Source organism: Mesorhizobium sp. M7A.F.Ca.ET.027.02.1.1 (assembly GCF_004022985.1).
Taxonomy (GTDB): Bacteria; Pseudomonadota; Alphaproteobacteria; order Rhizobiales; family Rhizobiaceae; genus Mesorhizobium.
Genome location: NZ_RZOL01000649.1, coordinates 1 through 2105 on the forward strand (window position 1 = coordinate 1; position 2105 = coordinate 2105).

At 64.1% G+C, this 2105-nt stretch carries 1 protein-coding gene; it reads left to right on the top strand.

Features of this window, described 5'->3' with window-relative positions; translation table 11 throughout:
- Positions 1–2105 (top strand): NAD-glutamate dehydrogenase domain-containing protein (locus EN749_RS34680; RefSeq protein ID WP_145991145.1); only part of this gene is annotated, 2105 nt, incomplete at both ends.

Below are 2105 nucleotides of genomic sequence, written 5' to 3' on the forward strand. Positions count from 1 at the left end.
ACGGGCCGGAGCCGCTGATCGTCACCAAGGCCAATGCCAAGTCTTCCGTGCACCGCCGCATCTATCTCGACTATATCGGCGTCAAGACCTACACCGCCAAGGGCACGCTCGCGGGCGAATTGCGCATCGTCGGCCTGTTCACCTCGACCGCCTACACGCGCTCGGTGATGAAGATCCCGTATCTCAGGTCCAAGGCCGAAACCATCATCGCCAAGTCCGGCTTCGACCGGCACGATCACTCCGGCAAGGCGCTGATCAACGTGCTGGAAAGCTATCCGCGCGACGAATTGTTCCAGGTGCCGGTGCCGATCCTGAGGAAGCACGCCGCTGCCATTCTGGGCCTGGTCGAGCGGCCACGCGTGCGGGCGCTGGTGCGCGCCGACCAGTTCGACCGGTTCGTCTCGATCCTCGTCTTCGTGCCGCGCGACCGTTACGACAGCGTCGTGCGCGAGAAGATCGGCTCGTATCTGAAGACCGTATTCGAAGGCCGGCTGTCGGCCTACTACCCGGCCTTTCCCGAGGGCGGGCTGGCGCGCGTGCACTTCATCATCGGCCGCTCCGGCGGCAAGACGCCGAAGGTCGAGCAAGCGACGATAGAGGCGGCGATCCGCGACATCGTGCGTACCTGGGAGGACGCCCTTTCCGATGCGGCCGAGGCCAGTGGCGGCGACCAGGCTTTGAAGGCGATTGCCGCGCGGCTGCCGGAAAGCTACCGCGATTCGTTCAGCGCGGCGGTGGCGCTGGCCGATGCCAGGCGCATTGCCAAGATCAGCGCCGGCAATCCGATCGCCATCGATTATTATCGTCATGCCGAGCAGAAACCGCATCAGGCGGCGCTGAAAATCTATCACCATGGCAGCCCGGTGGCGCTGTCGCGGCGGGTGCCGGTGCTGGAAAACATTGGCTTCCGCGTCATCAGCGAGCGCACCTTCGAGGTCGGCGACGAACAATCCGGCCTGGTCTTCATCCATGACATGGAGTTGGAGAACAGCTACGGCAAGCCGATCGACCTGACTGATGGCGGCGCGCTGTTCGAGGACGCTTTCCTCTCTGTCTGGCGAGGCGATGTCGACAATGACGGCTATAACGGCCTTGCCCAGACCGCCGGCTTGTGGTCAGGCGAGATCACGATCCTGCGCGCCTATGGCCGCTATCTGCAGCAGGTCGGCATCCCGCAAAGCCAGGATTTCATCGCCGCCGCGCTCAATCGCTATCCCGACATAGCGCGGGGCCTGCATGCGCTGTTCATCGCCCGGCTTGGCCCGACAGCCGAGACCGAAGGCGTGGTGGCCGCAAAGCACCTCAAGGCCAAGATCAAGGACGCGCTGGAGGATGTGCCGAACATCGATGACGACACCATCATCCGGCGCTATCTCAATCTGATCGAAGCCTCGCTGCGCACCAATCATTTCGTTGCCGATACGAAAGAGAAAGGCCAGTCGCTGGCGATCAAACTCGATTCGCACGCGGTCGAGGGCTTGCCGGCGCCGCGGCCGTGGCGAGAGATCTTCGTCTACGGTTCCGAGGTCGAAGGCCTGCATCTGCGCTTCGGTCCGGTGGCGCGCGGCGGCCTGCGCTGGTCCGACCGCGCCCAGGACTACCGCACCGAGGTGCTCGGCCTGGTCAAGGCACAGCAGGTCAAGAATGCCGTCATCGTGCCGGTTGGCGCCAAGGGCGGCTTCTATCCGAAGAAGCTGCCGATGAGCGCCGGTCGCGACGCGATCTTCGAGGCCGGCACCTCGGCCTACAAGAATTTCGTCTCCAGCCTGCTGTCGATCACCGACAATATCGGTCTCGACGGTGTCATCCCCCCGGCCGGCGTCATCAGACGCGACCCGGACGATCCGTATTTCGTCGTTGCCGCCGACAAGGGCACGGCGACCTTCTCCGACACCGCCAACGCGATCTCAGAGAAGCACGGCTTCTGGCTCGACGACGCCTTCGCCAGCGGCGGCTCGGCCGGCTATGACCACAAAAAGATGGGCATCACCGCCAAGGGCGCCTGGGAAGCGGTCAAGCGGCATTTCCGCGAGATCAACCGCGATATCCAGACCTCGTCCTTCACGGTCGTCGGGGTTGGCGACATGTCGGGCGACGTGTTCGGC